Here is a 26835-nt window from a genome sequence, read left to right as displayed (position 1 = left end):
AGCCAGTCCTGCTCGCTGAGCCTCTCCCAAAGGGTCAACTCTATGCTTTGGATTTCATCTAGGCTTTGGGCCATATTTCTCCACCCTGACGCAGTCGCTATCGCGACCTATCAATAAGATAATTCGTGTTTTTGTACGATTGAAACATAACTTGCTCACTCCCGAGTACTCCCCCGTATTAGCGAGCGCCAGCAATCCGAACCGAGTATATATCAGCCACTGTAAGCGCATCACGTAGAGCCGACAGAAAAGATTTTCGGCGGACGGATCAGGTGCTCCACGCGAAGACAAAGCCACGTAATGAAATAAACCCCTAACAGCACGTAGAGGGCGGAGACGCTGGCACTAACGGAAAAGCAACCCGCGACCGCCCCCATCATGGTGAATGAAAAGGCCTTCGCTATCGAAGGTCGCGCCGCCGTGAGGGCTTGCTTTGCTTCAGCATCGGCAAGTCGAGCGAAGAGGCCGAGAATCAACCCTGCGACGACCACCCCCAACAAGCCGAAGTTGAAGTAGGCCTCTCCAAAAGAGCCGGGCCGCAGTCCGGGATGATTCGTCGGATCAACACCGGCGGTCAGGTCCATCGCAACGCCAGATCCCCAGGTGTCGCGAAACTCCGACGCCACTCTCGGAACGAATGCGATGACGGCTGCAAGATATGTCTTGCCGAACCAGGGTACATGGTTCCAGCCGGCGTAGACCCAACCGAAGTCTCTAAGATCGGAAAAGTTACTCCCGTACAACAATAAGAAGGCCAGCGAACCAAGAAAATCCGGCAAGGAAGCTACGCCGTCCCGCACGCTTCCCAGATACAACGCACCCAGGATCATCGCCGCTGCAAGACCAAACAGACGCAGTAAGCTGACCTTATCTCTTCGCTTAACCAGGTAGCACAACAGAACGCTAAAGTAGATAGCCAGGATGCTGGCCCTTGCGCCAAAGAAGACTAGGCCTCCGCTTATCAGCAAGGTGCAAAACAGAAGAACTTTTTCGCGTGTATCGGCATATCTCGCAAAGCAGTGTGAGGCAATCACGATCGAATAATTGGAGATGATCAACGCCACTGGACGCACCCACGGGTGCGCAAATGTGTAACCTCGAAGATCGAATCCGAAACCGCTAGTCGCAAAATAGATGGCTAGGATTGCAGCTTGCGACACTATGCACATCAAGGCCTGGAGCACGAGCAGCTTCCGAGACGAGATCAGCATCATGGAGCATCGGGGGACAACGTTCATGATGTCGGCCGCCCTCTTGCGCAGGCCGAGCCCCACCCGAAGATGCCATAAGCTTCCACCCGCCAGCAGGGAGAAATATCCCACCATTGCGATCAGGAAGACGTTCGGCAGCACCGTGACAACGGAAGGGAAATTCTCGCCCACAACGATCGCATTAAGATCGTTTGTGGAAAAGGGAAGCATCAGCATGTTCGGCAAGACGCAGCTTAGAAACAGGCCGAGATGCCAAAAATCGATGCGGTAGCCACGCCGATAGCAGTTCCGGTAGTAGGAGATGAGAAAGAGTGCGATCCCGACCACATCAAGGACGTAAAGTGCGTTCCAAGACACGCTAAATCTCCACCATCAATAAAGCTTTCCGCTGAAGCTGGCTAACGCCCCGCGGAGAATCGCGGCAGCGCTCTTAGGCTTGCCGATCAAGAGGCGCTGCAGGAAACTCACAACTACGGTGGCAAACACTGAGGGCCAGAACCAAGGATAATGCCACCAGGTAAAAAGGAGCCGGTTCCTAGCCAGATAAAACTCCTGGAGTATGCTTCGATGCATCCTCAAAGCAGCGGTTCCAATGCTCGCGCCCTCCTTATGGTAAATGACGCTGTCTGGCGAAAATCCGAAATGGAACGCAGATCGTGCCCGGACCACGTAATCGATCTCCTCTGAGTACAAGAAGTAGCGTTCCTCCAACAGCCCTATTTGCTCGATGCACCTTCGGCTTATCAGCATCGAGGCTCCCTCAATGTAATCTGGGGCTCCCGGCGAGGTTGAGATTTGCGGCGTAGCGATATCGACTAACGGCCGTGTGCGCCCACTCCACCGGCTGTATCTCCTCCCGCCTGCCGTCAGAATCTCGCGGGGAGGAGCATAGCTACGAAGGAGAGAACCACACACGCCGAGCCCCGGATTTGAATACATCATTCTGAGCATTGCCGACAACGCATCCGGATCCACAATGGTGTCGTTGTTCAGAAGCCATACGTAATCGCAGTCGCTGCGCTCCAAGGCATGTCGGATCCCGACATTATTACCGCCAGCGAAGCCCCGATTAGATCCCGTTTGAATGAGCGCAAGACCAGGGCAGTCCTGCGACGAGGAACCAAAACCTACTAGATTCTTTCCTTCTGCCCAATCCCTGATCTTCTCAAAAGAGCCATCAGACGAGGCATTGTCGCACACCACCACATTGAAGCGCCGATGATTCAGCCGAAAAACAGATTCAAGACATTCAATGGTATCGCGCCATCCATTCCAGTTCAGGATGATGATAGACACGTTGAGCTGGTCGATTGCCCTGGTCTTAATCACGGGGCGTGCGGCTCGCTTGGCGGCTCTGGTCTTCTGTCATGGAACTTCCCTTCAGGTCGAACCGAGCGCCATCGAAAATTGCTCAAAACCTCGTATCCAACCCTGGCTGCTGGTCTCGCCGGCTTCTTCTTCGCGGCGCAAGGCCCCCCGCCTGTACTCCCGCGTCAGAGAATCCTGCTCGAAGAGGCGAAAATTTGCCGGTCATTCATAGAGAGGCTGCTCCTTCATACTAGAAAAGGACAGGCCCCCTCGAACCTTCTGCCAGAGAGATGACACCTTGATTTCAGAAACTACATGAAGAGACTGACTCGTGCGATTACAGATCGAATCTCAATCTTAGCAAAGCGTCTTCCCTCGATTTAATATGACGCGCTGTGCCAACGTATCGAGCGTATCAGCGGTGAACTTGCCTGGTTTGTCGAGCCGCGCACATCTGGTATAGATTAGACTTCGATGTTTCCGGAACACGCCCAACCGCGGATAAAACAACCTAACCCAGCCGCCGGCGAAAGGGTTTGACCATCACGCCTTTCGATTCTCCCCTTCTGACAATTGCGATACCAACCTATAACCGCAGTCGCTATCTCGTGCGGCTGCTCAATTCGCTAATGCCACAACTGGCAGAGGAGTCTCGGGTCGAATTGTTGGTCTCCGACAATGCCTCCAGCGACGGGACGCCTGTCGCCGTTGAGGAGTATCGCAGCCGCGGGCTCTCGATTCGCAGTATCCGGAACGAGACGAACATCGGACCTGACGCGAATTTCGAGCAATGCTTCGCCCAGGCGTCGGGAAAGTATGTATGGATCATGGGCGACGACGATGTCGTCCTGCTTGGCGGAATCGCTACGGTCTTGGACCTGCTCAGCGAGGGCGAGCGAAGCGGCGAGTATGACATCGTGCATCTCCACGGCAAAGAGATCAGCTTCGAAGACACCCTGCCGGCGATTCACCGGCAGCCGAAGTTCGAGGTCATCTACGACGCCAGAACATTCGCGCTCAAAACCCATGTATTTCTCACTTTTATTACGGCAAACATCATCAACAGGCAGCGAGTACTGTCCCTGCCGCATCGGCCGTTCTCCGAATTGACGGGGACTTATCTTGGACAACTGAGCTGGACGTATACTGCTGTGCGTTATCTCCGGAAAGGCGCTTACCTCCGCGAGCCGATTATCGCCGCAGGCGGCGATAATCGCGGCGGCCTTTCGCTTTTCACCATCTTCGGCGTGAACCTCAAGCGGATCACCGAAGAGTGGCTTGTAGAGCCCGCCCTGGTGAGAGTTATATTGAATGGAACGCTTCAGGTATTTTTCCCGCCCTGGGCGCTCCAGACAAAACTTGGACTTAGCCGTTATGAGGGGGAGCAACTCGACACCCTTCTGCACTCTCTTTTCCCGAATAACCTTCGTCTCTATTTTTTTGTATATCCTGTGTTGCGGCTGCCGAATGGTCCGGCCCGGCTGTGGCTGCTGCTTTGCAGAGTTATAAATCGCCTGGACCGGGCGATAGGCAACCCCTTACTTCGATGAGCCCGATGCCCACCGTTGGCGAATATGCCTTTGATGCTCTCCGTTATGATGGAGTAAGCTCGTAGGGTTTGAACCAAAGCGGCTGCAACCCAGCCAAAAGGACCAGAAACTTGTGATCGGCGATGCCGAGAGAGTGGCGAACCAGGACTTCTTGGCGCCAGGCGAAGAAGAGACGTCCCTGCTTGAACTGCTATTAGTCCTCGCGCGACGGCGCCGATTGATCGTCCGCGTGACGGCGGCGCTGGTGCTGGTCGCCATTGCAGCTTCGCTGCTCCTGCCAAACGAGTACACCGCGACGACATCGCTTTTGCCGCCCCAGCAGGGCGGCTCTACCTCCGCAGGTTCAGCGCTGATGGCTCAATTAGGCGGCCTGGGATCGGTGGCCGGGCTGGCGGGCGGAGCACTCGGGTTGAAAAATCCCAACGACCTGCAAGTTGCCTTGCTGAAAAGCCGAACGGTTGAAGACGCGATGATCGATCGTTATCACTTGATGGATCTCTATCATGTTCGGCTGAGGTCCCAGGCCCGGACCAGGCTTGAGAAGGCCGTCGACATAGAGAATGGGGCAAAAGATGGGCTGATTCGCGTTTCGGTCACGGATCGAAGTCCGCAGCGTGCAGCGGAGTTTGCCAATGGTTATGTAGCTGAATTCAAGAAGTTAACCTCGACCCTTGCAGTCACCGAAGCTTCCCAGCGGCGACTCTTCTTCGAACAGCAGCTCAGCCAGGCAAAAGATAATCTGGCTAACGCCGAAGAGAACCTGAAGAAAACGGAGCAGAAGACGGGCGTGCTTCAGCTAGACAGCCAGGATCGGGCACTCATCGAAGCCGTGGGCCAGGTTCGGGCGCAGATCGTGGCCAAGGAGGTACAAATCCAGGCGATGCAGTCCTTCGCTTCCGGAGAGAATCCTGACCTCACGATGGCGCAGCAGGAGTTGCAGGGCCTGAAGGCGGAAGAGGCCAAAATGGGGGCAACGCCGAACGGTACTTCGAGCGCGCCGCTCGTTCCCAAAGGCGTCATGCAGGAGTCGGGTCTCGAATATACGCGTAAGCTCCGGGACGTGAAATATTCTGAGACCATCTTAGAGCTGTTGGCACGGCAGTACGAGGCGGCGAAGGTGGATGAGGCCCGGCAGGGCGCAGTGGTGCAGGTGGTTGATCCCGCAGTGGTACCAGATCGCCATTCGTCGCCTAAGCGCGCTTTAATCGTGCTTGGCGCGCTTATCCTGGGAGTATTCTTTGGCGTGGTCTGGTCATTCATTTCCGAGGCATTTGCCAGGATCGCCAGCAACCCAGCCGAGCAGCCGCGGCTGCTGGCACTGCGGCAAGCGCTTTTTTCGCGCAAGTAAATCAGGCTGTTCCACGGCAACTCTTTCCGGACGCTTTTGATCTCCACGGCTGGTCCTCGAAAGTAGCTCCGCCCTATCGGAACTTTTCTTCCGTGACATCAGTTTGCGTGCCATTCGCGGCGGTACTTAACAAAGAGATAGGTGCTGTACCATATTCCTCCGAATAAGCCTATACAGAGATAGCCCCCCACCATTCCCGCGGCACCATAGGTTCTCCCAAAGAAGTAAGTTGACAAGCTTACCAAGATCGCCGAGCCGATCGAGCTGGCCATATATTTTTCCTGCTTGTGCGCTCTCAGGTAAATCGACTGCGCAAACACAATCACATTGAGCAGCGTCGCCAGAAAGAGAAGGCCCAGCACGGGTGGACTAAGTACCCGTTGAGCCCAACGCATGTGTTGAGCATTCAAATAGACCACACCGAGCCACACCAGCAACGCGCCAGCACAATACACGGAAATCGAATGTCGAAACGCCCGGAAAAACACCCTATCGAGTTGCTCATAATCCTTGCGGGCGATCAGTGCCCCGAATGGCGCAGCCTTGGTATTGACCCAGGCAATCGCAACCGACTGCAATGCGGTCGCGATCGTCAGAGACATTCCCATCTGGCCCGCTGCCACCGCGCCTTTATAAGCAAATAGGACAGGATTAAAGAGCTGGTAGATAAAATAGCCGCATATCCAGCTGACAGCGATTCTCCATTGAAATGGCCATACCTCCCGGCTCCAAAGGATGCGGTTCTCTGCGGTGCGATAGCGAAGCAGCCCGAGCAGCAAAGACCTGCGGCCATACAGCCATACCCCTCCAGCAATGACCTGGGCGAGGATCATCATGGCCGGAGCGAACAGCCCGTGATGCGTCGAAAGAGCTAACCACATCAATACGCCGCCCAGCATCGCCTGCGTGAATCGAAGTCGCGCGATGTTGGCCACATATCCGCAACCCTCCAGAAAAGAGAGCACGGGATCGATCTGAAAAGTCAGTGTCGCGGCCAGCGCGACAAAGCACCAGGGCATTTGCCAGGCGACCGCCGGTCCTGAATGTCGCTGATGAGAGAAGAAGAGGAACCCCGCCGGCATCAAAACGCACGCCATGATCATGGCCGCCACGGTGTACCATCGCACAGACTTTTGCAAAACGGATGCAAGCCGCTCATGCGCGACCGGGTCTCCGGTGATGACTCCACCCGGCGAGATGGTTACATGAGCTCTCTCATGGCTCGCAAGCTGCAATATTACGATCGAGAATCCCAGCTCGAAAACGATTTGCAGGGCGACCAGGCTTCCGAACGTATAGTAGTAGCCCTGCTCGGCGGGAGAGAGAAATCTTGCGATCAGCAGAACCGTGATGACCCCGGCTGCGCTCGACCAAACGCGTGCCAGAACAGTGAATGCAATTGCGTGATCGAGTCCAAGGGTATGCCGTATCCAATTGCGAAATTCAGTAAGCTTCATTCGCTCTTTCGGCAGAGCTGCATCACTACGGACGAAACCTCCGCTGCCTTGACGATAATCATGATTCGCATCTTTCTCCTGGTGCTTCGTAAAAGCTTCAGCGGTCTGCGGAGTGGGCCAGCTTGCGCACAATATTCGTTGTGCTGAAGCCTTCCACGGTGGGTACGATCACAACACGTCCACCCCAGCTTTTGACTTCGTGCGCCCCAACCACCGATTCTTCGGTGTAGTCGCCACCCTTGACGAGAGCATCCGGACGAAGGGCGACAATCAGGTCGATAGGGGTGGGCGCGTCGAAGATTGCGACCGCGTCGGTTGCCGCAAGGGCAGCGAGAATGCGAGCACGCTCGCGCTCCCCGACGATGGGACGGCTCGGGCCTTTGAGTCCCGAGACCGAGGCATCGCTATTGATACCAACGATGACCTTGGTGCCGAACCGGCGGCAATCCTCCAGCAGCGCGATATGACCGACATGCAGGATATCGAAGCAGCCGTTGGTGAAGACGACAGTGTGACCGGATGCGCGCCATTCCGCGACACGCACGAGCAGGCGATCCAGATCGAGGATTTTTTCTGGTGTTTCAGTGCCGGAAAACTCGGTTAGCGCGGCGACCAGCTCATGACGCGCGATCGGGACCGTGCCAAGCTTGCCGACGACGATACCGGCGGCGACGTTGGCAAGACGTGCTGCGTCTTCTGTCGTAACCCCGCAGGCGGTGGCGACAGCCATGGTCGCAATGACGGTGTCCCCGGCTCCGGAGACGTCGAAGACCTGGCGAGCGATCGCGGGAGCGTCAAATTCGCCCTCCTCGTCAAGGATTGCGATGCCTCTCTCTCCCAGGGTGACGGTGAGGTACTCAAGGCCAAGTTCCGCCACAAGGGATCGCCCGCTCTCTAAAACATCTTTCACCTCGCCGACTGTATGTCCGGTGACGAGAGCCAGCTCCTTCAGATTGGGACTGATGGTTGTCGCGCCGCGATAGCGCAGGAAATCGCGGCCTTTTGGATCGACCATAACGGGGACTTCAGCCTGGCGAGCCGCAGCAATGATGCTCCGGCAATTCTCCGCCGTAAGCGTGCCCTTGGCGTAGTCAGAGAGGATGACGCCATCGACATCGGGGAGTAAGGAAATCAATCCTTCGAGCAAAGCCGTATACGCCTCCGGCGGTCTGGGAGTTGCGGTTTCGATGTCCAGCCGCATCATCTGCTGGCTGCCGCCGAGGATCCTCAGCTTCGACGTAGTTGGCTTACCGGGAACCGTGACGAGATGAGCTTCGACTCCGCTGGCCTTCAGCATGGCAGCGAGGATGGAACCGTCTTCATCATCTCCAGCGAAGCCGACTACCGTGGCACGCGCTCCCAGTCCGGCGACGTTCATCGCAACATTGGCCGCGCCTCCTGGTTGTTCACTCCGCCGCGTAGCCTGGACGATAGGGACCGGTGCTTCCGGGGAAATGCGGTCTACGCTGCCGTGGATGTACTTGTCCAGCATCACATCGCCAACCACGAGAATATGCTTGTCGGCCCAGCCGCTCTCCAGCAGGCGAACGATTTCGTGAAGATGAACGATACCGCTACGCCCCTCGGAACGGTGCACGCCTGAGTTATTGACCTTCGAAATCACTCGTGATTCACCTGTCGAAGATGGCAGCAATCCGGATTGAGATAATTCTCAAATCTGAGACCAAATACTGTAGAAGATAGGGCAGACGAGGTCATTGGCCTTTTACGCGGGTGCAGCAACTTCACGGCTTATTATATAGGCCGGTGTCGGAACAAAGTCGGGGACGTCGGACAGCTGCTCGATCGAAATTGTGCGGTCAGCTTAGAAAGCTAGCGGGGCTTCTCAGCCCAGGATCTCAGTTCGGCTGCGGTTTCGACCTTGCTTCTGATGACCGCATCCAGAAGCTCTCGAGTGTGGACGGCCGCGAATGGAATGTCCATTTGCAAAGCATTTTGCTGCATTGGCATCTTGACGATAAAAGCAGGGCGATCGTCGAACTTGCCACCGTGGCTGGCTTGTTCATCCTCTAAAGTCCAACCCGGCGATCGCTTCCAGATCAGTTCCGTACGCCAAGAGTGGTCCCCCATGACGATTACAACCGAAGAATCCCATTGATGCTGTTTCTCTAACAGTAGACGCACATGTGCGAGATATTGATCGGCGAGGGAAAGGTTGTCGAGATAGGATGCGCCGGCGGTTGCGAAAATCATCCGTTTGCGATCGTAAATACCCTCGGGGTGAGGCAATGGCAGGTGCAGAAAGACGAAGTCGATTGCGGGATCGGCGAGCAGCCTATCAGCTTCGTCCCGAATTTCAACGTAGTCGGCGATGTGCATCTCCGAAGCCGTCCTGCCGAACGCCCCCCCCCTGGCGCCAAGCCCAAACGAGTCCGGAAAATAAGAGGCAAGAAATCGAAAAGGGCTCGTCATTCTTGCTTGCCAGGTGTGATCTGCTTGCAGATCGTTAGTCTCAGGACTGCGGTAGGTCCAAAAGCACCGATCCAGTACTCCCGCCAACAGGCGACAGTAAGGATTCATCCATCCCACAACACCCGTGGCATAGTTCGCAAAGTGCGCATCTTGAAAGACAGTGTTGTATTGATTGAAGGGTTGCCAAACTTCGCTGGTAGGGTTGTGGAGGGCGCGCAACTGACCATCCGCCGAAACGCGGATCGCGTCGACAGGTAAGCCAGAGAACAGGGACGGGATGACGCGCTCAGTCAGAATGCCCGCCGGAACCACATGGGTAAATTCAAGAGATTGATCCGCCAACCGATCGAAGGCGGGCAAGCTTAGCCCGGGATACCGCTCTCCATAAACTTGCTGCTGTGAAAGCTCGTCAAATAGTATCCAGATAATTCTGTGGTGAGCCGCACTCCTGGCAGGGGAAATGCTTCGTGCGTTCGCCGTAAACCGTGGGTTTAGGTCTCGCGCGGCCCAGGCTTCGTAAGGCAATCGGACCAACGTTGCCAAACCAGCGAATGCAGCAAAACCGAGTACAACGGAGGCAACACTCTGGATGGACGGGAACTTCTTTCTCAAGATAGCGGGACGGAACAAAAGGGCTACCAAGTACGCCGCAAGCGTTCCAAGAAAGAGGTGCACCATAGCCCGGTGGGATATTGGCCACAGGGTAAGCATGATGCAATTTTTCAGGACGACCCAAGGAAGAAACCATAGGACGCCGAGCCAAACGGGGAACCAAAAAATCCGGTATTTCTCTGCGATCAGAAGTACACCAGAAAGCAGTAGCCATAGATAACCGAAATAGATCCCCACCAAAATGAACACCGGAGTTGCCGTGCCGCTTAAATGATAGATCGCCTCGTGGTTGGGTGAGACGAAAGGCCCTATCAGAAAAAGAAGGCTTAGCGTGGTTATTCCGAGCGCAGTCGTGATCGGATGCTGGAGTATCCTCATGCTTTTTCAAACAGCGACGGCAAAGCATCCCTCTGACCGGGCTTTCTCGCGCAAGTGCTATTCAAGAAAGCACTCGTCAGACCTATGCTCATTGCCGGTCGATTGAGAAAGTCGGTAAATTGGTCCGATGTTCATTTCGGTTATAACAAGAAAGTACAACTTGTCCAAATTGAGAAAACCTGAAGACCCGGGAGGTCTTTGGGCGGGAATCACACCTTCGATATTTGCTCTCACAACCTAAAGAGCGCGGTGAAGCGATGCGCTATCATCGAACAGGTATTGTTGCAGCTTCTGCCATGGGCAAGTTGCTGGACATTTCAGTGTTGAAGCCCGATGGAGCCTAAGAAACAATGAAGCTTTCGGACTACGTTTTCCGCGCTATCGCGGACAGCGGCGTGAAACATGTATTTCTAGTGCCTGGCGGCGGCGCCATGCACCTGAACGATTCCTTGAGCCGCTGTGCTGAGCTTGAATTTGTTTGCAATCTCCACGAGCAAGCCAGCGCTATCGCGGCCGAAAACTATTCCAAGGCCACCAACCACTTGGGCGTTGCTCTGGTCACCACAGGCCCCGGCGCCACGAACGCCATCACTGGCCTGGCTGGTGCATGGCTGGATTCGACTCCCTGTCTTTTTCTTTCTGGCCAAGTCAAACGCGCAGACCGGATGTTTACTTCGGACGGGGTGCCACTCGGCGTTCGGCAGGTCGGTATGCAGGAAGTCGATATCGTCTCGATCGTGCGGCCTCTATCGAAATACGCCGTGACAATAGACGATCCAGAGTCCATCCGCTATCACATGGAGAAGGCCCTGTACCTTGCTAAGTCGGGACGTCCAGGTCCGGTCTGGATCGACATTCCACTCGACGTGCAGGCCATGCCCATTGAACCGGAGCAACAGCCGGGTTTTAATCCTGCCGAGTCCGCGACTGGGTCTACAGTTGATCTGGAGTCACTGGTCGGAGAAACGATCCAGGCGTTGAACGCCTCCGAGCGGCCGATGCTCCTGGCCGGCAATGGCATTCGCTTAGCCCGTGCGGAGAAGGAATTTCTCGAGCTCGTCGAGCTGCTCGATGTCCCTGTCGAAGCAACATGGCTGGCAATTGATCTGATCTCAGACGATCATCCCCTGTTTGTGGGGCGGCCAGGCTCGCTCGCGCCGCGGGGGGCGAACTTCGCCATTCAAAACTCCGACTTCCTGCTGACCCTCGGCGCTCGATTGGACCGCGTCATCACCGGCTATTCTCCGGAACGTCTTGCGCGCGCTGCCCACAAGGTCATGGTGGATATCGATCCCACCGAGTTGGGCAAGATGGGGGATTCGGTCCAGACCAAAGTGCAGGCTGACGCAGGCGAGTTCATGCGCGCCTTGCTTCGCCGCAAGTCAGAGATTCAAACAAAGGACCGCTCCGTCTGGAAGCAGCGCTGTGCCGATTGGAAGACCCGCTATCCGGTTATCCAGGTCGAACACCGGAAGCCGGAAGGGCCGGTGAGCATGTATCACCTCGCCGAAGCAATCCAGGATGTACTTCCGGACAACACTCCGATCGTCTCGGGAAGCTCGGGGAGTGCAATTGAACTCTTCCTCCTGGCTCTGCGCGTGAAGCCCGGACAGCGAGTCTTTCACACCACAGCCCTAGGAGCAATGGGCTTTGGTATCGCTGCGTCGATTGGAGTCTGCATGGCCAATGGCCGCCGACCCGTCGTATGCGTGGATGGCGATGGAGGATTCCAGTTCAACATTCAGGAGCTGGAGACGGTGTCGCGGCTGCAGTTGCCTATCACCTTCTTCGTGCTGAACAACGATGGCTATGCCTCCATTCGTATTTCACAGACCGCCTTCTTCGGCTCCCCGCGTATTGGCTGTAACCGGGAGACCGGGCAGAGCCTGCCGGACATCGGCAAGGTCGCACAGGCCTATGGCCTGAAGACGGACATTATTCGCGATCAGTCGGATTTGCGCGCCGATTTGCGCAGGGTGCTTGCCCGCGGCGGCCCGATGGTTTGCGACACGCATGTCCTTCCGGATGAGTTCCGCGGCCCGCGGCTTTCTTCAGTTCAGCGCCCCGATGGCTCCTTCGTCTCCAAGCCGCTCGAAGACTTGTTTCCCTTTCTTCCGCGAGAGGAATTCCTCTCGAATATGTTGATCCCGGTCGAGGAGGACTAGGGAGGATGAGACTTGCGGTAATGCAGGGCAGACTTCTACCGCCCTACGATGGCCATTTTCAAAGCTTTCCACTCAGCCGCTGGCGCGAAGAGTTTTCTCTCGCTCAGCGGGCGGGCATCGACGCAATCGAGTGGATATACGACTCTGTCGGTGAAGATGGCAATCCACTTAACACCGATGCCGGTTTGGCCGAAATGGCGCAGTTGAGCGAGAAGCATAGCATTGCCGTGGTCTCGGTCTGCGCAGACTACTTCATGGAGCACCCCTTTCTCCGCGTGAGCCCCGCGGAACTGGAAGTGCGAATCGACAAACTCCTGTGGCTCTTGGAGCGATGCAAACTGGCTGGCATCCAACGTATGGTGCTTCCCTTTGTCGATAACTCCAGGATTGAAAACGAGACAGACCAGGACGAGGTAGTCCGGATATTATCCGGAGCCTTGATGGCCGCGGAGAAGGCAGGCATCGAGCTGCACCTGGAAACTTCGCTTGGTCCGGAGCAATTTAGTTTGTTGCTTGCCAGGCTCCCGCACCCCTTCTTGAAAGTGAACTACGACTCGGGGAATAGCGCTTCCCTGGGGTACGACGCTTCGGAGGAAATTGCCTCATATGGGGAGCGCATCGGCAGTGTCCACATCAAAGACAGGATTCGCGGCGGGGGGACGGTCCCGCTTGGATCCGGAAACGCGAACATCCCGGTTTTGCTTTCTAATTTGTCGCGCACAGCATACAAGGGCGACTTCGTGATGCAGATTGCCCGGGACGAACCGGGCATGGAGCTTGACTGGATCGCGAAAAATCGCGAACTGGTTAGGAGCCAATTGCAGGAAGCCGGTTTTGGCCGGGGAAAGAACCGATGAAGATATTGATGATCGGGCTGGGCGGCATCGGACAACGTCATCTTCGTAATCTGCGATCCTTGCTTGGCAATGATATTGAGATCATCGCGTACCGCGTTCGCAGACTGACGTCAGTCATCACTCCGACCTTGCAACAAAACGACGAGCTCGATGTCGAGAACGAATACGGACTCCGCGTTTTCGGAGACCTCGGATCTGCACTGGCGGAGAGACCGGACATCGCCTTCATTTGCAACCCCAGCAGTATGCATGTCCCGGTGGCGCTGGCTTGTATCGAAGCCGGCTGCGACATCTTCGTGGAAAAGCCTTTATCGAACGACCTCGCGGGATTGCCTGAGCTACAGGCTGCAATCGAAAAGCATGGCCGGATCGCAATGGTCGGCTACCAACTCCGCTTCCATCCATGTTTTCTCCGCATGCAGGAGATCCTGCAGCAGGGGCTGTTAGGGAATCTGCTCGGGGTCCGCTCCATAGTAGGGGAATATCTGCCAAACTGGCATCGTTACGAGGATTACCGGACCGGCTATGCCGCGCGAGCAAGCCTGGGCGGCGGCGTAGTGCTCTCGCAGATCCACGAATTCGATTATCTTTATGCTTTGTTTGGCATGGCGAAGCGCTTGTTCTCGATCGGCGGCCACTGGAGCAATTTGGAAATCGACGTCGAAGATATAGCCAGTACACTGATGCAATGCGAGCATGATGGAAGACCGCTGCCTGTGCACTTACAACAGGATTATCTTCAACGTCCGGCATATCGCCAGTGCGAAGTGGTGGGGGACATGGGCAGAGCCGTTATCAACTTCCCCGAGCTTTCCGTTACTCTGCACAATTTCGAAAACGGCACGGAAGATCAAGTCAGTTACAAGGATTTCGACCGCAATCTCCTCTTTATTCGCGAAACCGAACATTTCCTGGACTGCGTGAAGACCAGGAAGAAACCACTGGTAGATCTGAATGAAGGCATGAAGAGTCTGCGTCTCGCCTTGGCCGCTAAGGAATCGGCCGCAAGTGGGCAATTGGTGGAACTGTCGTGAGAATTGATCAGGTATGACCAAGCTTACCAACCCCTTCGATCTATCTGGCCGCGTCGCGGTGATCACGGGCGGCGCAGGTCTGCTCGGCGAGCAGCACGCCACCGCGATAGCTGCAGCCGGAGGCATCCCGGTGCTGGTAGACATTCACGAGCAGCGCGCTCGCGAGAAAGCGCAAGCGCTCGCTGACACCTATGGCGTTCCAGCCTTTGGCTGCGCCGCCAATATCACGAAGCAGCAGGAGATCGAATCGCTTCGCGATGAGGTCCTCTCTCGCTACGGTCGTCTCGATATTCTCATCAACAACGCAGCCAATAATCCCAAAATGGAGGCCAGCGGAGAGATAGACTTTTCTCGTCTGGAGAACTTCCCCCTGTCTCAATGGGAGGCCGACCTCGCAGTAGGATTGACCGGCGCCTTCCTTTGCAGCAAGGTTTTGGGAAGCCATATGGCAGCGAATGGCGGAGGCGTCATCGTCAACGTGGCGTCCGATCTGGCTCTGATTGGCCCCGATCAGCGTATTTATCGACAGCCCGGTTTGCCGGAGCACCTGCAACCGGTTAAACCTGTCACTTACTCTGTCGTGAAATCGGCTCTCGTGGGTCTTACGCGCTATCTGGCCACCTATTGGGCCGCGAATAAAGTTCGTGTGAATGCTATTTCGCCCGGCGGCGTAGCCAACGGCCAGCCGGAAGACTTCGTTGAGCGGCTGACCAACCTGATCCCGCTGGGACGCATGGCCGCGACCAATGAATATCAGGGCGCAATTTTATTTCTGTGTTCCGACGCATCGTCGTACATGACCGGCACAAACCTCGTCATCGACGGCGGACGGAGTTGTTGGTAAACGAATTTTCATCGAGCTATAGGCTGCGATGTGGAGGTGAACGAATGGCAATTGCGACAATCGGGCTATCCGGAAACGAATTGACTGCGGCCTTGGACGGCCTGTTCGCTGAAGGCGAAGCGGGCGCACGCGACCGGCAAAACGTGGCGTACGATCTGGAAGCGGGGCTTGTAAAGAAGCCTCTCGTCCTGTTCGGCGCTGGACAGTTGGGCCGCATTACTCTAGCCGGCCTGCGTAGGTTAGGCGCGGAGCCAATCGCCTTTACCGACAACAACTCGCAACTCTGGAACACCAAGGTCGATGGCGTACAGGTTCTTTCACCACAAGAAGCCGCACGCCTTCATGGGAACCAGGCGATCTTCATCGTCACGATCTGGAGAGGCAAGAGCGCCGATCGAATGCCCGACCGCGAGGCCGCGCTGCGAGACCTCGGCTGCCAGCATGTAATGACGTTCCAGCCGTTATTTTGGAAGCATCCGGAGATTTTCCTGCCTCACTATGCCGTCGACCTCCCTCACAAGGTGCATCAGGAGGCTGATAAGGTTCGACAGGCTGGGCAACTCTGGGCCGACGACGCCTCTCGCGGCGAATACCTGGCGCAGCTGCGGTGGCGTGTGCTTGGAGATTTTAATGCCATGCCCGATCCCGTAGAGCACACTATCTACTTTCCGCTGGAACTTTGTCCGTTGACCGATTCTGAAGTTTTCGTTGACTGCGGCGCGTTCGACGGCGACAGCATTCAAAGCTTTTTGGAAGAGACCAAGAATAATTTCACCCACATCTACGGATTCGAACCGGATCCCGCCAACTTCGCCAAGCTCCAGGAATATGTCTCCCTGCAGCCAAAACGAGATTCGATCAGCGTTCGGCGCGCCGCGGTCGGCGCGACTGCCGGGGTTGTTACTTTTTCCGGTGAGGGAAGTGAGGCTTCTCGGGTCGGAAAGGGCGATATGGCGGTCGATTGCGTTGTTCTCGACGAAGTTCTCGCAGGAACGCAACCTACTTATATCAAGATGGACATCGAGGGCTCAGAACTAGACGCATTGACGGGTGCACGGGGTATCATCGAGCGGCGCACACCCGTTCTCGCAATCTGCACTTACCATCTACAAGATCATCTCTGGAAAATTCCGCTTCTCATAAAGTCGTTTAGCGACAATTATGCATTTTTCTTGCGTCCTCACCTTTTAGAGGGCTGGGACCTTGTCACTTATGCAATCCCCAAACATCGCCTTCGGCCGCGGTAGGGAGTATTGCGGAAGCTTGCCGCGTTTGCGGATTCGCCGGAAACGCCGGAGGTCAGGCTATTCCTGGAGAGGTTTCCGCCGCGGGATTTCTATGGCGAGCGGTGAACCGGTCCTTCAATCCCAGGAATGGCGCCTCCAACAGGTGGTAACTGCACGCTGATACCGCAAGCACTATCAGGAAATAAAGCACCACTGATAGCGTTGCATGGATGATATATACAATCGGCGGCCAGGACTTGTTAGCTGGCCATACATAGTATTCCAGAAATGGCGCGAGGAGTACGTGGTAGACGTAGATACCGTAGCTATATTTTCCGATCATTCGCATAGGCTGGGAAGCTGTGAGTCTGTAAATCACAGACTGTGACTGCAAAGAGCAAAGAATCAGTCCTGCGGCGGCCATATTCACGAGCGTGAATCCGTATGTGGACATCCAGGCGGAGGAAGCCGATAGATCGCGAAAGTGAAGGCCGTTGTTCGCGACATATACGGCCATGAGAAAAGCCAACGATAGATAAAGAATTTTATTGGCGTGTGATAACAGTTTCTCCTTCTCACTACCCCGCATCAGGAGCGCGAACAGCCCGCCAAGCAGGAACGCGTCGCACTGCGTGGGAGTGATCATGTACAGAAGCAGGATAGATAGGAGCTTCTTCGAAGCCGTCGCCCAGAGCAGAACCCTCAACAAAGGGGCGAGGGCGACGACCGCGATACAAATCTGGATCAACCTTCGCCTCTCGCGAACATAAAAGACGACAAGAGGCCATAAAAGATAGAACTGCTCTTCAACAGCGAGGGACCAGAAATGACCGATCTGTAGCGGAAGCGCCGGCGAGCGTAGTGTATAGATGTGATCTAGGGCTTCGGTGCCAGCGATAAAGCGAACGTAGTTGCCGAGATACAGTGGCCAGAGAATCTGAATCGGGTGCCATTGAGCCCGCAGAAACAAACCCGCTATCAGAACAAGAAGCCACACAAAATAGAAAAGTGGGAAAATTCTGAGTGTACGGCGGACATAAAAGTTGCGGAAGCGATGAGGCTCGTTGCGATTGTCGTAGAGAATGCCGGTAATTAAAAAACCGGAGAGCACAAAAAAGATGGGTACACCCGTCCAGCCGATGAAGCGGGTTCTGTAACCAATAAAATGCACGGTGAAGACGAGGATGACAGCAATCGCCCGAACCCCATCCAACCCTCGATACCAGACTCCAGTTTGAAAATCCTGCTTGCGAGCGTTTTTCATTCGCTGTGAATCTAAATCGCTCTCCATTTTCAAACTGGCGCTACTCGGGAAGCCGGCGTTGTTTGGGCCAAGAACTCCGGCCCGAAGTAGCAGCGCTCCACCAGCATGCAGAAGATGTGCTCGAGGGCCAGGTGGGATTCCTGGATATTCATCGTAACGTCGCAAGGGACGACGACGTTATAGTCGCAGAGCTCGGCCATCTTGCCGCCGCCGTTGCCGCTGAGACCGATGGTGACCACACCCAGCGTCCGGCAGAGCGCCAACGCACGCAGCACATTGGGAGAGTTGCCTGAAGTGGAGATGCCTAGAAAAACATCCCCTTGCTGTCCGAGCGCCTCAATCTGGCGTTCGAAGCATTTTTCATAGCCGTAGTCGTTTCCGACCGCTGTGAGAATGGAGGAGTCTACTGTGAGAGCGATGGCGCGCAGGGCCGGACGGTCTTTTACCAAGCGGCTGACAAACTCCGCCACCAAATGTTGCGAGTCTGCCGCGCTGCCACCGTTACCGGCCACCATCAGCTTGCGGCCGTTGAGCATCGCCTCTGCCGTCACTTCCGCAGCCTGCGACACAACCCTAAGGAGAGTGTCATCGGCCCGAACTTTCTCCAGTACCGCAATCGTTTTTCCGAGTTGTTCGTGAATGATGTGTTTCAAGATTTGTCTCTAAATAGAGTTGGCGAAGACGGTCGCCGAATCCGTTTCGTGTGCAGCGAAGAGCGCCTCGATGAGTTCACGAACCGCGCCCCGGCCGCCTGGACTGGTCGCGGCAAAGTCTACCTTCTCGAGCACTGCCGGACGAGCATCCGCAGGGGCTGCCGAAAATCCACAGATGCCCATGGCGGGAAGGTCGTTGACGTCGTCACCCATGAAACAAATCTCGGCGAGATCCAGGTTGTTCCTTCCGGCAAACTCGCGAAGTGCAGACGCCTTATCGCGGCAACCTTTAGTTACATCGGCAATCTTCATCTTTGCGGCGTACCGGTCAACCAGCGGGCTGGCTTCGCCGGAGATAAGAGTAAGTGTAAATCCGTGTCGGCGGGCCAGCGAAATCCCCATGATATCGCTGAACGAGAAGCGCTTGAACTCTTCGCCATCAGCGCCCCACCACATCCCGCCGTCGGTCAACACACCATCTACATCGAAAGCGATGGCCTTAATTCTCCGCAGCCTGTCCTGAATCTCAGGCGAGGCATTTTTGTGCGCCATTCGCTAGACCGCCGCTCCCACCCTGCGTAACTTCTTGATGATGGGAACCTCGCGTTCATAAACACGCTTGATTCCATCACCCATCGACTGCTCACAGAGACGTATATCGCGCACAAGTCGAGAAATGCCATTCGGCTCCAAAGATGCAGCCTGATCGCTTCCCCACATCGCACGGTCCATGGTGATATGCCGCTCTATCATGCAGGCTCCGAGAACCGCAGCCGCGACGCTGCTCGGAATGCCCGTCTCGTGGCCGGAATATCCGACTGGAACTCCATAACGATCACGGATAGTCGGAATGGCCTTGAGGTTCAGCTCATCGTAGTTGGCAGGATAGGTGCTGGTCGCGTGCATCACGATGAGATTCTCTTTGCCGAGTACTTCGACTGCATGGTCGATCTCGGCGTAGGTGCTCATACCCGTCGATAGAATGATTGGCTTCCCGGTCTTCCTGGTGTGGCGCAAGAGATTGTCGTCGGTCAGTGAGGCCGAAGCGATCTTGAAGCACGGAACATCGAAATTCTTCGCAATCAAATCGACAGAAGCTTCATCCCACGCAGATACAAACCATGGCATCTTCGCGGATTTGCAGAATGCGTCGATTTCCGCAAAATCCTCTTCGTCGAACTCTAACCCCCACTTCAAGTCCCCATTTGTGGGGCCGAATGGATTTTCGCGGGGCTTAGCCAACTCTTCAGCCGTGTAGACCACATCCACGCTACGCTTCTGAAATTTCACCGCATCGCAGCCTGCCGCAATGGCAACGCTGACGAGCCGCTTGGCCAGATCGAGGTCGCCATTGTGGTTTATGCCGATTTCGGCAACGACATAACAAGGTTGCCCGTCTCCGACAAGCTTATTTCCAATTCTGATGGCTGAATCGCCGTTGTGCATAATACCAATTCCCCCTACTGTCTTTTAGAGCACTTAAAAGTCGCAGATCCCGATCTAGTGAAATCACTATACGCTGGCACGAGTTTTAGCGTCTATCGGCGCGACCCGGCCCTTTGTTCGGTCCCTTTTATGCCCAGTGCTTCCGATTTTATTTGCCTTCCTCGCAGTATCTTATCGCGTCAGCAAACCCGGGGTATCTGTGGAAGTAGAGAGCAACGAACGGGCACTGTAGGACGCTGCCCTCACAAGGCGCGCCGCCACGCCGGTTGTGTATTCTACTGAAAAGCTCCACGGCCACAATCGATGAAAATTCAGGCTGCTTGTGTTAGCAGAACCCCGCCAGCCCGATTATCGACGCCACTCGGGGTCCGATACGGGAGCTCGCTCGAAGTCGAAATGACTGCTAATGGCGAGCCGCGCAATGAAATCTTCAGGTTGATCATTAGGGCTGTCTGCAGATCTCATTTTGTAACTATAACGGTCACCCTCGGAGACTCCTCCTTATGAATTCCATCGTTCAAGACGACATGAAAGGTATTGTCCAGGAGCCCCTACCCTGGCAGTCTTTTGAAGATACGAACGTGCTTGTGACCGGCGCTGCTGGCTTCTTGCCCGCCTACATGGTCGAGACACTCATGTTCCTCAACCAATTTGTGCTCTCAAAGCCAGCCAAAGTAACCGCTCTCGTTCGCAATGAGGCAGGGGCCATCAAGCGATTCGCCGATTACGACGGCCGCGACGACCTCCGGATGCTCGTACAGAATGTCTCCGATCCACTCGGTGTATCGACGCGGTTCGACTACATCATCCACGCGGCCAGTAATGCAAGTCCGGCGGCTTACCTCGCAGATCCCGTAGGAACATTTTCCGCGAATGTGCTCGGCACCTATCATTTGCTGAATGCCGCCATGCTGGATAAGGTCTGCAGGGGATTTCTATTTTTCAGCAGCGGCGAGGTATACGGAGCGGTAACGGGAAGGTCGGCCACTCTCACCGAGCATGAAGGGGGATATCTTGACCCCATAGATGTCCGCTCATGTTACGGCGAGAGCAAAAGAGCGGGCGAAACCATGTGCGCCTCCTGGGCGCGACAATATGGAGTTCCCACACGCATAGTGAGGCCAGGTCACACCTATGGCCCCGGGATGAGGTTGGATGATGGTCGCGTCTACGCCGACTTCGTTCGGGATATCTTGAATGGCGGCCCCATTACTATGCTCAGTGACGGGACCGCACGAAGACCGTTCTGCTATTTGGCGGACGCGACAGCAGCGTTTTTTACCGTGCTCCTAAAAGGAGAGGTCGGGCAGGCTTACAACGTCGTCAATTCTGCTGCCGAATGCAGCATCGCGGACCTCGCTGACCGGCTCGCTGCGCTTTACAAGAATGAGGGAATCTATGTTGCGCGTAAAGAGCGTCCAGCATCAGGCTATGTCCCTAGGTCCGACGAGGGAGCACAGGTGAGCGTGAAGAAGATTCAATCACTGGGATGGCGAGCTACGACGACAATCGAGGAGGGTTTTCGGCGCACGGTAGATAGCTACCGCGTTTAAGCTATACCGGCAAACTCTTATCCTTTTAAGTCGCTCAGAGGAAGATTCTGGAGAGAGGAGGGGAAAAAGATCTTGACGATAGCCGGTGAAAAGATCAGAGCTCGCTTTCTTCATCTTCTTTATTCGAAGGACTGAACATCGAACCAATCATCCGGCCTTCCGGTCATGGGATCATTACCGCCTTCCATGTGTTTGCCGGGTAGCAAAGATATTTCACTGTGCTTGCACTAGTCGCAGCAGAGTTGTTGTATTCGTCGCCTACCGAGCAAGATCCGGTGGGCACACCGCTTCCCGAATAAAAATGCACTCTTCCTAGAGTGAAGTACTGGGAACCGCTCGTTCCCGAAACAAGCATCGCGTCCGTGCAACTGGTGACCGGCTGCTGCTCGCCTAACTGCAGAATTGAACCGGCGCATGACGGCGCAGACACTTCCGTCGGCGTACCCGTCGCCTGACCGGAGGAATCAATCAGCAACAGCGAATCGAACAATCCGCCCTCAAATACATACGGTGGCGTGTTGGATTGTCCTGGCCCATAGAACTGCACGTTTTGCAGGCGCCAATCCCACGCTGGGGAGCTCACATTCACAACCTGGCAAGTTCTGCAGGCGTTCGCCTCGATATTTACCGTGTCCATTACGATGTGGCGAAGCGCATAGGAATGGGTCGTTCCCGTATCCGAAAGAAAAACGCTCCCGGGCGCGTCGAAGGCAACGTAGAAGTCGCGAAAAGAGATATTGTAGGTGGAACCGCTGTTTGCATCGTCCAGAACAACGCACTTCCCCGTGCACGCCATCGCCGTGCGCCCACCAGAAAAGTTGATCTTGGTCATGGAATTTGTCGGGGGCTGCACCATCACATAAGGAGAAACAAAACCAGGCGTGTTGGCCGCGGACATATAGACCGTTCCGTCATTGACTGAGCCGTACGATTCGAAGTGGGAATTGTGGAAATCGGAATCCTCGTATCCGTAAAGGACTAGATTGTAAGGTCCAAATGTATTCCAGTAATCACTCTCAAATACGTGGTGTATCGAGAAGTAATTGGGCCCAGCAGAGGAAGCAGCGCGTGCGGCTAGAACGTTGATTCCTGGAGCAAGGTCGGGAAAGCCTGAATAGCCACCCATAAAGGCGATGCGATCGATTTCGTTGTACTGCGAACTTGAGATGTCCACACCCACGCCGCCTGAGATTGGCGTATTCACACGGCCGGGATTAGTCACCGCCAAGGCCCACAGGAATGTGCTGCCATGTGCATCACCCTCGACTTCTGTATCCATATTCGTCCAATTCAGACCATGATGTAAGTAGATCCCTGCCGGGATATAGAGCGCTCGCTGCTGGGAAACCGCGGCGTCGTGAGCCTTCTGCAAAGCTGCGGTGTCATCACTCCCATAGATGACCGTTGCCTCGCTAACGGTGGTAGCTGCCGCGGCTCCCAGCGTGACCTGAGTCGAACTGGCATAGGCCGCAATGGAGGTGGAGAGCGTATTCCCTCCCGGACCGGCGCCACGAACGTATGCAGTTTTATGTGCGTCTTTCGAGGCGAAGGGGCCGCTTGTGCACGTGAGTCTCACGCTACCCGCCGTAATAGCACAACGGTTGGCAAATCGCAGGTCTCCCATTGCGCCGTAGCAGCCTTTTGCGTTTATTCGATCAGTCCCTGAGCACACTGACGGCGCCGACAATCCTCCCGTAAGCGCTCCGCCCGCTAGAGGCAGCATCGCGACACACGCATTATTGCCGGGAATATATGAACAGCCTGTCGCACCGGCCGGCCAACGAATATCTGTGGCCGGGTTCCCCTGTTGCGCGCCAGACGAAAGGGCTGAGACGAAAAACAGGTAGATCGCAAAAAGAATGGCTTTCATCTGCATCTTCCACCGCCTGTGGATGAGGATCTCGTCTGACGCCCATTTACGTCAAAGCAACCCGTAGTCATTGACATCATCAGAATCGTGCTTGCAATGCTGTTGGCAGAAAAGCCTCCAACCCCAAGGCCAATTCAATCACGGACCGCCTTTCCGGGGCTGTTATAACCTGGGCTTTCCATCACGAAACGATGTTTTGAAGCGCGATGAAAGTTGATCTTCAAATTGCGAAGAGCTGTAGTCTTTTCTAAATCGTTGCAGTCTAATTTGATCGCGATCGCAATCACCTACGACATAATTCTTCTTATGCGCCCACTTTAACGCATGGGCTGTTGCCCAGGCACTGGATGAAGACTGTCGGCACCAACGCGAGAATTTGCCGTGAAGATCGGGCACTCGCTTAGAATGCCTTCATGGACTTCCTCCAGACAATCGCCGAACAGCGCGAAGTCACAAAGACGGACCCCACACCTGAAAGGAAGATCCGTTACCGGCGCGACATCGACGGAATGCGTGCAGCAGCTGTCTTGTCGGTACTTGGGTATCATTTCGCACCAGCTAAATTTCCCGGCGGATTTGTCGGTGTCGATATCTTCTTTGTGATTTCCGGTTTTTTAATTTCTTCCATCATCTACCAGGAGCTCCGGTTTCAAACCTTCAGCATCGTCGAGTTTTACACTCGACGAATCAGGCGGATTTATCCGGCACTCCTGATTGTCCTGTGCTTTGTCTGTGCAGGCGGTTGGATGCTGCTTATGCCTTCTGGCTTTGTGGCGCTCGGACAACAGGTTTTAGGGGGCAGCGCTTTCGTGGCGAATTTCGTCATGTGGCTGCAGTCCGGATACTTTTCTCCCGACGCTGCCCTGAAGCCCTTGCTGCATCTTTGGTCGCTGGGCGTCGAAGAACAGTACTATCTCATTTTTCCTCTGATTTGTATGGCAATGTACCGAGCCGGCTCACGCCATCCGATGGCCATTGCGTTCATCACAATTGCATCTTTGTCGATGCTTGTAAATGTTCTGCTTGTTTCCCGCTTCGGCGCGGCAACATACTTCCTGCCGTTCTCTCGATTCTGGGAACTCTTGGCAGGCGCCGGTCTGGCGCTTTGGATGCACGGCTCCGAACAATCGGATGAGCCAGATAAAAGGACCGCTTTCTGGCGTCATGCCGCCAGCATTGCAGGCATGGCGCTACTACTGACGTCCGAGTTTGCGATCAATCAGTTCGATGCTTTTCCGGGCTGGTGGGCATTGCTCCCAGTAACTGCGGCAGTGGCATTGATCGCCGCAGGCGAAACCGCATGGGTAAACCGGACCATATTTTCGTCTAAGCCGGCGGTACTTATAGGTCTAATCAGTTATCCACTTTATTTGTGGCATTGGCCACTTCTCTCTTTTACTCGGATTGCCAGCGATACTTGGGGAATTCCGATTTACCGTAGCGAGAAGATAGGGCTGATTTTTCTGGCGTTCATCCTTGCCGCGCTAACCTATCGTTATATTGAACTTCCGATTCGTCTTGTCAAAGACAAAGGACGACGACGGAGAGGAGCTTTGTACCTTGCCGGCGCTATAGTCCTCACTGGCCTTTTTGGCGTTTTAGTTATAGCGGCAAATGGTTTTCCTGCAAGGTTCCCGAAAAACATTGTGGCCCTGGACCACGATGCTAGCGACAGCCTCAGCAAGGCATGGCGCGACGGCGTTTGTTTTCTTCGCCAGGACCAGTCCCCTTCTTCTTTTGCTGGAAGCTGCATAGATTCCAACGATAGCCCCTCGAAGGAACCTCTGGTAGTCCTGTGGGGAGATTCTCATGCAGCGGATCTGTTTCCAGGCTTCAGGGCACTTCAAGGGACATCGAATGTGCGTCTCGCCCAATTCACTGCCTCCATGTGTCCTCCCATCATGGAATTGCCGATACGGGAGCGGCCCCGGTGCCTTTCGATCAACCAAGCCATTTTGGATCGGATCAGAAACCTGAAGCCTGATGTCGTTGTTCTGTCTGCGGACTGGGATCAAACTGCGCCTGACCAAAGCCGCCATGATCGGATGGAAAAACTTTCGCGGACAATTGAACTCGTTAAAGCAGCCGGGGACCCGCGAGTCATTGTCATCGGTTCCGTCCCCCTTTGGAAGCGGCCCGTAGCTGGGCTGCTGGCAGGCGAAATTCGCCGCAATCCAAATGAAGCTGTTCCGCTTCGCCTAGGACGCAGTCTCCTCGAAGCCCACGATGATAGTGCGCTAGTTGCAGCATCCGTAGGTGCAGGAGCGGTCTATGTATCGATTTTTGACCAGCTATGTGATCAAACCAGTTGTTTGGTCACAACAGGGCCAACGTGGAACGACTTGATAACATACGATCAATCTCATTTTACGATCTCCGGATCTACGCTTGTAACACGAACTTTTTGGCAATCCGTTATTGATCACAGGGACTAGTTCGATCATGTATTTATTTCGCGAAGTAAAATTACTGCGAGGTGTGAAAGCAGTAATTGCCGGGTTCTCGATATTGACTCCTCTTTTGATCGGCTGCGGTGTTTCGCCAGGCCGTGTTCCGGCCGCCATAATGGCTGCATTACAGAGTCCAGTGGCGACTTCTGCGGCACAATACCGCGCCTACGGCGACTCAATTACGTTCGGCGAAACACTGAGTGGCTCCCAGAGGCCCTATCCTGCTTTCGTTGCCGAAAATGAGCAAGTAACCTATGCCGACAATGCAATACCTGGCGATCAGGCTTGTGACGTTTCAGCGAGGCAAATTTTCCCTAACGAGGACGCGCCCACTCTTGCATCACATCCGACATATAGCTTGCTTATTGGGACGAACGATGTCTTTGACAAGGGTGTCGGTCCCTACGAGGCGGTCTTTAAAGCTTGTCATCTGGCCGCTGTTTCATGGCTTGCCATCCCTGCCGAGCATAAAATTCTGGCTACCTCTAATGCAGTCACAACTACCGGCGCCAACACGATTGACAATTTGAATCATTGGAACGCATGGACCGGCGAAGCCAAAGGAGCATCCATTAGCTTCACAATTACGACCCCGCAAGACGGTCCGATCTATGCATGGCCCCTCATCATCGACGGCAGCAATGGGACGTACAACTACTCGATTGACGGATTGATCGTTGGTTCGGGCGAAGTTGGGACAAACCCCGAGATAGCCACTAGAAATGGCACCTCCACGTCCCTAGGTTTTCTTCGCCTGCCACCGGTGCCGGCAGGAATACATGTGGTCACATTCACTCAAACGAGTGACGGTGTAAGTGGTGTCTCCGTTGTCGGCGTTGGATTCCCGGCCCAGCCCTCCTCCAACCAGCTTCCCACTGTATTGGCCGGGACGATTCCTTACCAGTTGCCGGGGACTGTCTGCGATGCTTCTGACGGTCCGTGCCAAAACTATATCAACGATATCGAGGCCGACGTGGACCTGCTCTCTAAAGATGGACTGACAGTTCGGATATTTGATACTCGGCAATTCATGCTTGGCACAGCACCGGAGATGAATGATCAAACCCACCCTAATGAGCTTGGGCAATATGAGCTAAGCAAATCCGTAGAATCCGTCTGGCTGGTTGCTTCTAACTGAAGCCGAATATGTAGGACTGAAGACTCGCAGGTCTTTTA

20 protein-coding genes are annotated in these 26835 nt (G+C 55.0%); 10 read left to right on the top strand and 10 right to left on the bottom strand.

What is annotated here, in order from left to right; translation table 11 throughout:
- Positions 1-230: 230 nt before the first annotated feature.
- Positions 231-1427, bottom strand: a complete 1197-nt coding sequence (locus XX99_RS17720) for an O-antigen polymerase (RefSeq protein WP_231581514.1) — start codon at positions 1425-1427, stop codon at positions 231-233.
- A 156-nt stretch (positions 1428-1583) separates the two neighbouring features.
- Entirely contained in the window at positions 1584-2540 is a 957-nt protein-coding gene (locus XX99_RS17715) for a glycosyltransferase family 2 protein (RefSeq protein ID WP_050060723.1), read from the bottom strand.
- A gap of 515 nt (positions 2541-3055) precedes the next feature.
- On the opposite strand from XX99_RS17715, the gene XX99_RS17710 reads away from it, so the two are divergent.
- Positions 3056-4069 (top strand): glycosyltransferase family 2 protein, encoded by a 1014-nt coding sequence (locus XX99_RS17710; protein WP_050060722.1) that lies wholly within the window; start codon positions 3056-3058, stop codon positions 4067-4069.
- A gap of 112 nt (positions 4070-4181) precedes the next feature.
- Positions 4182-5417: a GNVR domain-containing protein gene (locus tag XX99_RS17705; RefSeq protein WP_231581463.1), complete on the top strand. Its 1236-nt coding sequence runs from the start codon at positions 4182-4184 to the stop codon at positions 5415-5417.
- A 98-nt stretch (positions 5418-5515) separates the two neighbouring features.
- On the opposite strand, the gene XX99_RS17700 is transcribed toward XX99_RS17705, so the two are convergent.
- The 3 genes from XX99_RS17700 to XX99_RS17690 all read right to left on the bottom strand — a co-directional run bounded on the left by XX99_RS17700 (position 5516) and on the right by XX99_RS17690 (position 10297).
- Positions 5516-6874, bottom strand: coding sequence for a lipopolysaccharide biosynthesis protein (locus tag XX99_RS17700; protein WP_050061136.1), 1359 nt, complete (start codon positions 6872-6874; stop codon positions 5516-5518).
- A gap of 97 nt (positions 6875-6971) precedes the next feature.
- Positions 6972-8498, bottom strand: a complete 1527-nt coding sequence (gene rfaE1 / locus XX99_RS17695; RefSeq protein WP_311732239.1) for a D-glycero-beta-D-manno-heptose-7-phosphate kinase — start codon at positions 8496-8498, stop codon at positions 6972-6974.
- A gap of 209 nt (positions 8499-8707) precedes the next feature.
- On the bottom strand, positions 8708-10297 hold the full coding sequence (locus XX99_RS17690; protein ID WP_050060721.1) for a sulfatase-like hydrolase/transferase: 1590 nt from the start codon (positions 10295-10297) through the stop codon (positions 8708-8710).
- A gap of 350 nt (positions 10298-10647) precedes the next feature.
- On the opposite strand from XX99_RS17690, the gene XX99_RS17685 reads away from it, so the two are divergent.
- From XX99_RS17685 to XX99_RS17665, 5 genes are read left to right on the top strand one after another with little or no spacing between them, the layout of a single operon-like run.
- The gene (locus tag XX99_RS17685; protein WP_050060720.1) at positions 10648-12462 is read left to right on the top strand and encodes a thiamine pyrophosphate-binding protein; all 1815 of its coding nucleotides are present in this window, start codon (positions 10648-10650) and stop codon (positions 12460-12462) included.
- Between the two features lie 5 nt (positions 12463-12467).
- Positions 12468-13319, top strand: coding sequence for a sugar phosphate isomerase/epimerase family protein (locus XX99_RS17680; protein WP_050060719.1), 852 nt, complete (start codon positions 12468-12470; stop codon positions 13317-13319).
- An 8-nt stretch (positions 13320-13327) separates the two neighbouring features.
- Positions 13328-14353, top strand: coding sequence for a Gfo/Idh/MocA family protein (locus XX99_RS17675; protein WP_231581461.1), 1026 nt, complete (start codon positions 13328-13330; stop codon positions 14351-14353).
- Positions 14354-14366: 13 nt separating this feature from the next.
- Entirely contained in the window at positions 14367-15197 is an 831-nt protein-coding gene (locus XX99_RS17670) for an SDR family oxidoreductase (RefSeq protein WP_050060717.1), read from the top strand.
- A 44-nt stretch (positions 15198-15241) separates the two neighbouring features.
- Positions 15242-16444, top strand: coding sequence for an FkbM family methyltransferase (locus XX99_RS17665; protein WP_050060716.1), 1203 nt, complete (start codon positions 15242-15244; stop codon positions 16442-16444).
- Positions 16445-16496: 52 nt separating this feature from the next.
- On the opposite strand, the gene XX99_RS17660 is transcribed toward XX99_RS17665, so the two are convergent.
- Genes XX99_RS17660 through XX99_RS17645 form a run of 4 tightly spaced genes read right to left on the bottom strand, consistent with a single transcriptional unit; the run spans position 16497 to position 19786 of the window.
- The gene (locus XX99_RS17660; RefSeq protein WP_184085036.1) at positions 16497-17687 is read right to left on the bottom strand and encodes an acyltransferase family protein; all 1191 of its coding nucleotides are present in this window, start codon (positions 17685-17687) and stop codon (positions 16497-16499) included.
- 29 nt (positions 17688-17716) lie between these two features.
- A complete protein-coding gene (locus XX99_RS17655) occupies positions 17717-18340 on the bottom strand; it encodes a D-sedoheptulose 7-phosphate isomerase (RefSeq protein ID WP_050060714.1) in 624 nt (207 codons plus the stop codon).
- Positions 18341-18349: 9 nt separating this feature from the next.
- Positions 18350-18892, bottom strand: a complete 543-nt coding sequence (locus XX99_RS17650) for a KdsC family phosphatase (RefSeq protein WP_050060713.1) — start codon at positions 18890-18892, stop codon at positions 18350-18352.
- Positions 18893-18895: 3 nt separating this feature from the next.
- A complete protein-coding gene (locus XX99_RS17645; RefSeq protein ID WP_050060712.1) occupies positions 18896-19786 on the bottom strand; it encodes an N-acetylneuraminate synthase family protein in 891 nt (296 codons plus the stop codon).
- A 503-nt stretch (positions 19787-20289) separates the two neighbouring features.
- On the opposite strand from XX99_RS17645, the gene XX99_RS17640 reads away from it, so the two are divergent.
- Positions 20290-21339, top strand: coding sequence for an NAD-dependent epimerase/dehydratase family protein (locus XX99_RS17640; protein WP_050060711.1), 1050 nt, complete (start codon positions 20290-20292; stop codon positions 21337-21339).
- A 163-nt stretch (positions 21340-21502) separates the two neighbouring features.
- Here XX99_RS17640 and XX99_RS17635 read toward each other — a convergent pair whose 3' ends face one another.
- Positions 21503-22915: a hypothetical protein gene (locus tag XX99_RS17635; protein ID WP_156186056.1), complete on the bottom strand. Its 1413-nt coding sequence runs from the start codon at positions 22913-22915 to the stop codon at positions 21503-21505.
- Positions 22916-23622: 707 nt separating this feature from the next.
- On the opposite strand from XX99_RS17635, the gene XX99_RS17630 reads away from it, so the two are divergent.
- A complete protein-coding gene (locus XX99_RS17630) occupies positions 23623-25644 on the top strand; it encodes an acyltransferase family protein (RefSeq protein ID WP_050060709.1) in 2022 nt (673 codons plus the stop codon).
- A gap of 7 nt (positions 25645-25651) precedes the next feature.
- A complete protein-coding gene (locus XX99_RS17625) occupies positions 25652-26797 on the top strand; it encodes an SGNH/GDSL hydrolase family protein (protein ID WP_050060708.1) in 1146 nt (381 codons plus the stop codon).
- The last annotated feature ends 38 nt before the right edge of the window (positions 26798-26835 follow it).

Source organism: Silvibacterium bohemicum (assembly GCF_001006305.1).
Classification (GTDB): domain Bacteria; phylum Acidobacteriota; class Terriglobia; order Terriglobales; family Acidobacteriaceae; genus Silvibacterium; species Silvibacterium bohemicum.
The sequence above is the reverse complement of the archived record's forward strand: the minus strand, read 5'-3'. Positions and strand labels throughout refer to the sequence as shown.

Coding starts and splice junctions, on each gene's coding strand:
- XX99_RS17650 (WP_050060713.1), bottom strand. CDS start 18,892: ATGGCGCACAAAAATGCCTCGCCTGAGATTCAGGACAGGCTGCGGAGA.
- XX99_RS17630 (WP_050060709.1), top strand. CDS start 23,623: ATGGACTTCCTCCAGACAATCGCCGAACAGCGCGAAGTCACAAAGACG.
- XX99_RS17670 (WP_050060717.1), top strand. CDS start 14,367: ATGACCAAGCTTACCAACCCCTTCGATCTATCTGGCCGCGTCGCGGTG.
- XX99_RS17665 (WP_050060716.1), top strand. CDS start 15,242: ATGGCAATTGCGACAATCGGGCTATCCGGAAACGAATTGACTGCGGCC.
- XX99_RS17625 (WP_050060708.1), top strand. CDS start 25,652: ATGTATTTATTTCGCGAAGTAAAATTACTGCGAGGTGTGAAAGCAGTA.
- XX99_RS17680 (WP_050060719.1), top strand. CDS start 12,468: ATGAGACTTGCGGTAATGCAGGGCAGACTTCTACCGCCCTACGATGGC.
- XX99_RS17720 (WP_231581514.1), bottom strand. CDS start 1,427: ATGCTGATGCTTCCCTTTTCCACAAACGATCTTAATGCGATCGTTGTG.
- XX99_RS17660 (WP_184085036.1), bottom strand. CDS start 17,687: ATGAAAAACGCTCGCAAGCAGGATTTTCAAACTGGAGTCTGGTATCGA.
- XX99_RS17675 (WP_231581461.1), top strand. CDS start 13,328: ATGATCGGGCTGGGCGGCATCGGACAACGTCATCTTCGTAATCTGCGA.
- XX99_RS17700 (WP_050061136.1), bottom strand. CDS start 6,874: ATGAAGCTTACTGAATTTCGCAATTGGATACGGCATACCCTTGGACTC.
- XX99_RS17645 (WP_050060712.1), bottom strand. CDS start 19,786: ATGCACAACGGCGATTCAGCCATCAGAATTGGAAATAAGCTTGTCGGA.
- XX99_RS17640 (WP_050060711.1), top strand. CDS start 20,290: ATGAATTCCATCGTTCAAGACGACATGAAAGGTATTGTCCAGGAGCCC.
- XX99_RS17690 (WP_050060721.1), bottom strand. CDS start 10,297: ATGAGGATACTCCAGCATCCGATCACGACTGCGCTCGGAATAACCACG.
- XX99_RS17685 (WP_050060720.1), top strand. CDS start 10,648: ATGAAGCTTTCGGACTACGTTTTCCGCGCTATCGCGGACAGCGGCGTG.